8 protein-coding genes are annotated in these 8,074 nt (G+C 64.0%); 2 read left to right on the forward strand and 6 right to left on the reverse strand.

The genetic code is table 11. The features are described 5' to 3' along the window. Positions 1–15: 15 nt before the first annotated feature. The 6 genes from NUV89_RS12825 to NUV89_RS12850 are packed head-to-tail and all read right to left on the reverse strand — an operon-like array spanning position 16 to position 5,347. A complete protein-coding gene (locus NUV89_RS12825) occupies positions 16–2,409 on the reverse strand; it encodes a fimbria/pilus outer membrane usher protein (protein WP_257781615.1) in 2,394 nt (797 codons plus the stop codon). Positions 2,410–2,451: 42 nt separating this feature from the next. Beyond that, on the reverse strand, positions 2,452–3,234 hold the full coding sequence (locus NUV89_RS12830) for a molecular chaperone (RefSeq protein WP_257781616.1): 783 nt from the start codon (positions 3,232–3,234) through the stop codon (positions 2,452–2,454). A gap of 27 nt (positions 3,235–3,261) precedes the next feature. Further along, positions 3,262–3,762, reverse strand: a complete 501-nt coding sequence (locus NUV89_RS12835) for a spore coat U domain-containing protein (RefSeq protein WP_257781617.1) — start codon at positions 3,760–3,762, stop codon at positions 3,262–3,264. Positions 3,763–3,767: 5 nt separating this feature from the next. After that, positions 3,768–4,301, reverse strand: a complete 534-nt coding sequence (locus NUV89_RS12840) for a spore coat protein U domain-containing protein (protein WP_257781618.1) — start codon at positions 4,299–4,301, stop codon at positions 3,768–3,770. A gap of 18 nt (positions 4,302–4,319) precedes the next feature. After that, positions 4,320–4,862 (reverse strand): spore coat U domain-containing protein, encoded by a 543-nt coding sequence (locus NUV89_RS12845; protein WP_257781619.1) that lies wholly within the window; start codon positions 4,860–4,862, stop codon positions 4,320–4,322. After that, positions 4,856–5,347, reverse strand: a complete 492-nt coding sequence (locus tag NUV89_RS12850) for a spore coat U domain-containing protein (RefSeq protein WP_257781624.1) — start codon at positions 5,345–5,347, stop codon at positions 4,856–4,858. Before NUV89_RS12850 ends, NUV89_RS12845 begins: the two co-directional genes overlap by 7 nt. Before the next feature lie 224 nt (positions 5,348–5,571). On the opposite strand from NUV89_RS12850, the gene zapE reads away from it, so the two are divergent. Both zapE and NUV89_RS12860 read left to right on the forward strand, forming a co-directional pair. Further along, a complete protein-coding gene (gene zapE, locus NUV89_RS12855) occupies positions 5,572–6,651 on the forward strand; it encodes a cell division protein ZapE (RefSeq protein WP_257781620.1) in 1,080 nt (359 codons plus the stop codon). A 43-nt stretch (positions 6,652–6,694) separates the two neighbouring features. Next, on the forward strand, positions 6,695–7,987 hold the full coding sequence (locus NUV89_RS12860; RefSeq protein ID WP_257781621.1) for a protein kinase: 1,293 nt from the start codon (positions 6,695–6,697) through the stop codon (positions 7,985–7,987). Positions 7,988–8,074 lie beyond the last annotated feature (87 nt).

The raw sequence follows: 8,074 nt of genomic DNA on the forward strand, positions 1-8,074 counted from the left end.
CGCACACTCCTTAATTCATTGACACACCAGCGGCCCGATCAGGGGCACCTGCGCCTGGGTGATGTCCAGGTCGAAGGTGGCCTGGCAGCTTTGCCCGCCACTGAGGGTGACTTGCAGCGTGTTATGCGCCGCAAGGTTCTCCAGATAGACCAAACCGTCCCAGCCGACCACCGCCAACCCAGCGCTTTGCTCATGCCGCACCTGGCTGCCGAGGGGCAGGTCCTGATGCTGGCCATCCACCAGGGTGATACTGGCCGCGACCACTCGGCGCACCGGAAACTCCAACAGGTAACCGCTGCCCCGACGCACCGCCACCCGCTGTTCAACATTGGCCACTTGCACGTTGGTGGGGAAATTCAACGGGTCGATCTCATATTTGGCGCGGTAGTAGGCGCTGCTCCACGGCACCAGCAAGTGCCCATTGCGATCGGTCTCGCCGACCACCTGGTTCTCGTATCGCACCGGCACCCCGGCAAACCCGCCGGTGCTCACCACCACAAAGGCATCGTTGACCTGGTTGGCGACAAAAAACTGCTTATCCATCCACACCAGCGAACCGGCCGCGTCGGCCCAGCGGGTTTGTGCGTCGCGCGTGCCGTATACGCCGGCCTGCAACTGCACGGACTGCAAGCGCCAGGTCAGGTCCGCCTGGCGATAGGTCGGCGCATCGCCGCTGGCATACCCCAGGTTGAAACCCACGCCGCCGCCGGCCGGCACGGCGCGACTGTAATTGACGCGTTGTTGCACCTGCCCGCTGTTGCTGCGCTCGCTACCCAGGCTGAGGCTGCCGTAAACGTCGAACGGAACGATCAATTGCCCTTGCACGGCCCAGTTGCTGTCGCCGATCTCACGGTTGGCCGACAGGTAGAAGCTAGTGTTGCGCCACAGCGATTTGCTCCACGTCAGGTTCAGCAGCCGGGTGCGCGAATCGTCCGCAGCCTGCACATCGAAATAGCCCACGCCGAGGCTGCCAAAGTCATTCAGGTTCAGGCTCAGCGTCAGCTGCTCGCTGCGCTTGCTGAGGCTGGCGTACGGGGTGTCGATCAGGGTCAGGTCGGCGTATTGGTCACGGCGCTCGACCCGCTGGTAGGACAGGCTGTAATGCTGGCTGCTGTACTGATAGCCCAGGCTCAACTGCTGGCCCGAACCGCCGTCGAACTGGCTTTGGCTGATGGCGGTGTTGAGCACGCCGAAGTTGCCCAGGCGCAGGTTGCCACCCACGCCGCCGAGGGTCAGGTCATTGGACGCTTCGGCATGGCTTTCCACGGTCAACGCATCCGACAGCCCGTAGCGCAAGGTGCCACTGGCCACGCCGGGACCGTAGCCGAAGTCGCGCACGGTGTAGTCGCGGCGCAGATTACCGGCCGACAGGGAAAAATCCGCCAGGCCTTTTTGCAGCAACGAGCTGGTGACATAGAACGGCACCGTGGTGGACACCTGCCGCCCGAGTGCGTCGGTGGTGACCACCACGGCTTCGCCGGCACCGTTGATAAACGGCACGTTGGTCAAGGTGTAAGGCCCCGGCTGCAGGTCGGCGCTGCTGGATTTGTAGCCGTTGATAAACAGGTCGACCGACGACGGCACCGCCGCTTCCCCGGCGAACTGCGGCAACGGGTAGGTCACCAGGTCCGGGCGCACGCCAAAGTCGCGGGACAGTTGCACCCCGCCCAGGCGCACCGAGCTGCTCCAGGGCAAGGCACCGCTAATCACGTCGCCTGCCTCGTAGGTCAACAGGCGCTCATCGTCGGAGAAACGCCAGGTGGTGTCGTAGCGCCGGTAACCGTTGTTGAAGCTGCTGTCCTGAGGCTCGCGGCCGATGGTGGTGCGGTATTGGCCGGTATTGGACAGCGTGCCCCAGGTATCGAACAGGCGTACTTCGTTGAAGATGCCCAGGTACGTGCTGCTGTCATCGGTGTCGTTGAGGTAGGCATCGTAGTTGAGCAACGCGCCAAAGCTGGTCAGCGCCTGGGTGCGCGGATAGTTATTGCGGTTGCCGATGAATTGCTCCGGCAACCAGCTCGCAGGCACGGTCAGCACCAGGCGCTGGGCCTGGCTGTCGTAGTCGCTGTGCAGGCCTGGCACCTTATCCAGATCGACTTCCACCGGCACTTCGCCCGGCAGTTTCACACCGATTTCCTGCAACACGCTCGCCGGTAGAAACAGCCCACCGGCACGCTGGCTGACGGCAACCACACGGCCGGTACCCTGCCCGTTGACCACCAGTTCCAGGAACAACTGTGCATCGGCGACAGCCTCCATATTGCTGGGAGGGGGCGGCAATGGCGCAGCCCTGACCAGCGGCACCAACACCAGGCCCGCCAAGCTGCCCACTACCCACACCGATCGCCATAGACAACGAGCCCAAACCTGGCTCACCAAGGCTTTGTGTCCATCAATGGACATCTCCATCCGTTAAAACCCGGGGCGAGTCCCTGCCCTGTCGCACCTGTTCTAGCGCCCCGGCGCCAGGCTCTCCACTTGAGTCGCACCATTGACCCGCAGCTGTAACGGCTGGTCCGCCGGCAGACCGTCCGGCACCTGCCAGCGCATGGTTGCCCCGGGCAACACATAGCCCATCAGGCCCTCCACCAGCGGGCGCGCCTGGCCACCCTGCTTGAAGCTGGCATCCGTCAGGCGCGCATGCACGGCGCCCTGGTTATGCATCTCCACGTAGTTGCGCCCGCCGGCCGTGACCTTCTTCCAACTCAGGTCGGGTTTGCCGGCCGTCTTGGGGTCGCGGTCGCGGGTACCGTCAACCTTGCTCCAAAGGCCCGGGCCGTAAGCGAACAACGGCACCGAATAGCGCATCTGGAAACGCACGGCCGCCGCAGTCTTGCCGTCTGCCGCAGTGACGACGGGCTCGGCAGAGGGGATCTCATCGATGATGATGCGATACGCCAGCTCCCGGCCTGGCGGCACTTCCTTGGTGCGGGTCAAGCGCACCAACTGCTTTTGCCCAGGCGCGATCTTCGCCACCGGCGGGCTGCCGATCACATCGCGCTGGTTCTGGTATTGCTCGTCGAACCCGCTCTGCGTCCAGGCAAACACGCGGATTTGCAGGTTGGCCGTCTCCGTACCGCGATTTTCCAACCACAACGCACTGGCCTGCTGGTCGGCCTCCAGCACCGGGTCAATCGGCCAGATCAGCACCGAACTGGCCGCCTGCACCTGCCCCGCCACCCCCAACACACTGAACAAACCCGCTACCCACCACTGCCGGGAAGCTGCATACATAGATCCCACTCCTTTATGCCATTCGCCTTACCACGTCAGCTGCACCTGCAGCGTGTCGCTGTACGTCCCCCCAGGCGTATTGCCCGGTAGCTGCACCCGGCCGTAAATCGGCAAGGTGATGTTGTTCGCGTTGGCGTAGGCCACGCTGACGCTCTGGCTGATGCCCAGGCTCTGGCTCAGCGCCGCATCGCGAAACAGCTGGTACGCCACCTTCGCCGTGCCGCTGTTGAGCTGCATGCGCCGCCCGCCGCTGTTATACAAACCGCCATCGACCGTCATGCTCAACGCCACCCCTGGCGTGCATTGCAAGACGACCGAGTTAGCCAGCGCCACCGACGCGGTGTTGGTCGCCAGCGCCGAATAGCTGCCGAACGCCAGGCTGCCGTAATTGCTGCCACCGCTGGCCACCAGGCATCCCGGGGTGATCGTCGCGCTGACCTGGAACGATTGGCTGGTCACGGCCAACAACGACACCGGCATCCCCCAGCCGATGCACAGCGCCAGCGCCGTCCATCCCGCCCGTTTCATGGCGGCTAGAACGTCAGGGTCACATTGATCGTGTCGGTATACGTGCCCGCCGGCAGCCCCGCCTTGCCGGTGGCTTTACCGTAGATATTCACGGCCTGGGCCACCCCGGTACTCGCCGCCAGCGGGATGACCCCACCGATGGCCACCAGGTTCGAATGGCCGCTGTCGGTATAGAGGTCGTAGGGCACGTAGTTGGCCACGCCGTCGAATAACGCGCGGGTGCCGCCGGGGGACTTGCCGTCATTGGCGCCACCGGCCACGGTCAGGGTCGGCGAGGTGCCGGCGGAACACAGAATCGACAACGCACCACCGCCGCCGCCCAGCACCTGGCCCGACGACTCGGTAAACAGGCTATTGGAGGCACCGAAGGTCAATGCGCCGAAGCTCATCCCCCCGGTGGCCGCCGCGCCATTGACCTGGCAACTGCTGGTCAGCACCAGCGTCGCGCCAATTGTCCCGGCCACCGTGGCCGCCTGTGACCCCGACACCCACGCCAGCGCCAGTAATGGAAAAACAGCCTTGGATACACGTGCATGCATGATATTGATCCTCATGGTTTACCAATCCAGAGTCACCGTCAGGGTGTCTGTATAGATGCCGGCCGGTAGGGCCCTGGTATTCGCCACCACCGAGCCGAATACCGGAATCGGTACTTGTGTGCCCCGGGTCACGACGAAATTGCGTTGCTGGCCGATGCTGTAGGCGCTACGCCCCAGTGCATCCGCCGACAAACGATAGGGAATGGTCTGGCGCCCGTTGCTCAGGCGCCGGGTGGTGCCATCACCGTTGACGCCGCCGTCGATGGTCACCGTGAAGCTGCTGACCAGCGAGGGGTTGCAGGACACCGCCAGCGGCGCCTTCTCGCCATCGGTGACACCGCTGGTCAGGCGGTTGTCCCAGGTCGGCCCATGGCTGCCGAAATCCAGCACCGCCGAGCCACCGTCCGGCGTAACGGGGGTGGTGTCGGCGCCTTTGCTCACCTCGCAACTGGCGGTAATCACTAGGCGCGCGTGGATCTGCCCGGTGACCGCCGCCTGCACGTCATCCGCCAGCAGCAACAAGCCGCCCATTGCCACAAGGGCCAAGCCGCGGCTCACCATGTGACCGTGACCTTGAGCAGGTCGGAATAACGCCCGACGGCGGGAATGGCCTTGAGCGGTTCAATCCGGCCGTAGAGGGGCAGATCGACGCTGCCGGAATCGGGGACGCGACCGCTGAGCGGCACATCCACCGGCAACGGGATGCGCCGCGCGGCGTCGGCATAAATGCGATAGGGAATGGGTTGGCTCGAAGGGACGGCGGCGCTGAGGTAACGCACTTCGCCGGTGCCGCCATGCAGGCCGCCGTCGACGCGCATCTGATAAGGCGTGTCGGGGTTGCACTCCAGGCGCGGCTGGCGCTGGCTTATCAAGGCCGCACTCAAGGGCCCGCCCGGGTCGTCCAGACGCGGGCCGCTGCCAAAATCCAAAAGGCCAAGTTGCTCGATGCCCGCCTCGCGGGTGATGCCCACCAGTTGGCAACCCCGCTGCACGTCGATGCGCACTTCGACCTGAAGCTGCGCACCATAAGCCGTGGTGCAGAGCATCGCGCTCATGACTGCCAATACTGCTCGTCCCTTCACTGCCCCAAATCCTTGTACAGGGGTGACTGCTGTGTATGAGCCTAGTCAGTCAGGGGGAAACTGCCAGCTCACAGGGCAACGCAGGCGTGTCATGCTTTTTCGAGATAACGCGAGACCCCCTTCTGTATTGGTCAAAACGCGATGGCCGCCCTAAAGTAGGCGACCACCGGTAGACAGAGTGATTCCCATTGGCCGCGCGTTCACTGATCCGTCGCTTGCTCGGTAAAAAAACCGCGCCCCACGACGCCTCGCCTATCACCACGTTTTTTGCGCAAAAAGCCGCACAACTGGGTTATACCCTCAGCGCCGGGCAAACCCATGCCATCAGTGCCCTGGCCCGCGAATCCCGGCACCTGCTGGCACGCCAGCCGACCCGCAGCCTGTACCTGCACGGGCCGGTGGGGCGCGGCAAAAGCTGGTTGCTGGACGGCTTTTTCCAGGCGCTGCCGATTGCCGAAAAGCAGCGTGTGCACTTCCACGACTTCTTCGCCCGTTTGCACCGAGGCATGTTCAAGCACCGGGCACAGGACGATGCCCTGGCGGTGACCCTGGATGAGCTACTGGCCGGTTGCCAGGTGTTGTGTTTCGACGAGTTCCACGTGCACGACATCGGCGATGCGATGCTTATCAGCCGGCTGTTCAAAGCACTGTTTCAGCGCGGTGTGTGGGTGCTGGTCACGTCCAACTACCCACCCGCTGGCCTGCTGCCCAACCCGCTGTATCACCAACGCTTCAAGCCGGTGATCGACCTGATCGCCGCGCGCATGGACGTGCTGGAAGTCAGCGCGCCCGAGGACTTTCGCAGCCTGCCCCAAGCCCACAGTACGCAACGTTTCAGCGCCGGCCACTACCTGTGGCCGGGCACCGCGAGCCAACGTGCAGCGTTCGACCTGCCTGCCGCGGATTGCCCCGCGCAGCCCCTGGCCGTCGGCAACCGCCAGTTGCACTGCCGCAGGCTTCAGGGGCGCACCATCGCCTTCACCTTCAACGACCTGTGCGAACAGCTCACGGCGGTGATGGACTATCTGCTGCTGTGCCATGACTTCGACCACTGGATCATCGACGGCCTGCCCGTGCTGGCGGATTGCCCGATTGCCGTGCAACAGCGCTTTATCAACCTGGTGGACGTGCTCTACGACAAGGACAAGCACTTGATCCTCATCGGCGAACAGCCCCTTGAACAGGCCTTGCACGGCCAGGCCATCGACCTTGCGCGCACCGCCAGTCGCCTCGGGCAATTGCAACAGAGCCGCGCGCAACCGCTATGATAAGCGCCATTTACGCCACCTTTGCCCAGAGACCGCGCCGTTCATGCATACCCTCGCCCAACTCAAGGCCGGCCAATTGGCCGGCATCACGCGCCTGGACCTGTCCTGCGGGCTGACCGAATTTCCCGAGGAAATCTTCGCGCTGGCCGACTCCCTCGAAATCCTCAACCTCAGCGGCAACGCCCTGAGCCAACTGCCCGACGACCTGCACCGCCTGCCGCACCTGCGCGTGCTGTTCTGCTCGGACAACGCCTTCACCGAACTGCCGGAATGCCTGGGCCAATGCGCGAAGCTGAGCATGGTCGGCTTCAAGGCCAACCGGATCACCCACGTACCCGCCGCTGCGCTGCCGCCACAGTTGCGCTGGCTGATCCTCACCGACAACCAGATCAGCCAGTTGCCCGTTGAACTGGGCGCGCGGCCCTTGTTGCAAAAACTGATGCTGGCCGGCAATCACCTGGCGCAATTGCCAGAAAGCCTGGCCAACTGCCACAACCTCGAACTGCTGCGCATCGCCGCCAACCGCTTCACTCGCCTGCCCGAGTGGCTGCTGGCGTTGCCAAGCCTGACCTGGCTGGCGTACGCGGGGAACCCGGTGGAAATGGCGGTGCAGCTGTCTGACGATGACAGCACGCCGGACATTCCCTGGTCCGAGCTGGAACTGGCCGAAGTACTCGGGGAAGGTGCCTCGGGGGTGATACACAAGGCACTCTGGAAGCCCTCGCGGCAATCCGTCGCGGTAAAGCTCTACAAAGGCACCATCACCAGCGACGGCTCGCCGCTGCACGAAATGCAGGCGTGCATCGCTGCCGGGCTGCACCCCAACCTGATAAAGGTGGAAGGCCGTGTAGTCGGCCATCCCGATGACCAGGCCGCCCTGGTGATGGACCTGATCGACCCCAGCTACGGCAACCTCGCCGCCCTGCCGAGCCTGGCGTCGTGCACCCGCGACGTGTATGCGCCGGGCACGCTGTTCAGCCTGGACGTGGCCTTGCGCATGGCGCGAGGCATTGCGTCAGTGGCCGCGCACCTGCACCGCCATGGCATCACACATGGCGACCTGTACGGCCACAACATTCTGTGGAATGAGGCCGGCGATTGCCTGCTCGGGGATTTTGGCGCGGCGTCGTTCCATGCCACGGCGGACACTGTGGAGACTCGGGCATTGCAGCGTATTGAAGTGCGCGCGTTTGGGGTGTTGCTGGGGGAATTGCTGGAGCGGGTTGAAGCGGGGGTGAGTGAGGAACTGGTGGAGCTGCGTGAGCGTTGCTGCCAGCCGGATGTGCTAGCGCGTCCGGGCTTCGAAGAAATCGAAGCGCTACTTAAATCGGCCTGACGAAACCCAATACAACTGTGGGAGCGGGCTTGTGTGGGAGCGGGCTTGCTCGCGAAAGCGGTGGATCAGTCGGTACATCTGTTGACT

Source organism: Pseudomonas sp. 18.1.10 (genome assembly GCF_024655625.1).
In the GTDB taxonomy this organism is placed as follows: domain Bacteria; phylum Pseudomonadota; class Gammaproteobacteria; order Pseudomonadales; family Pseudomonadaceae; genus Aquipseudomonas.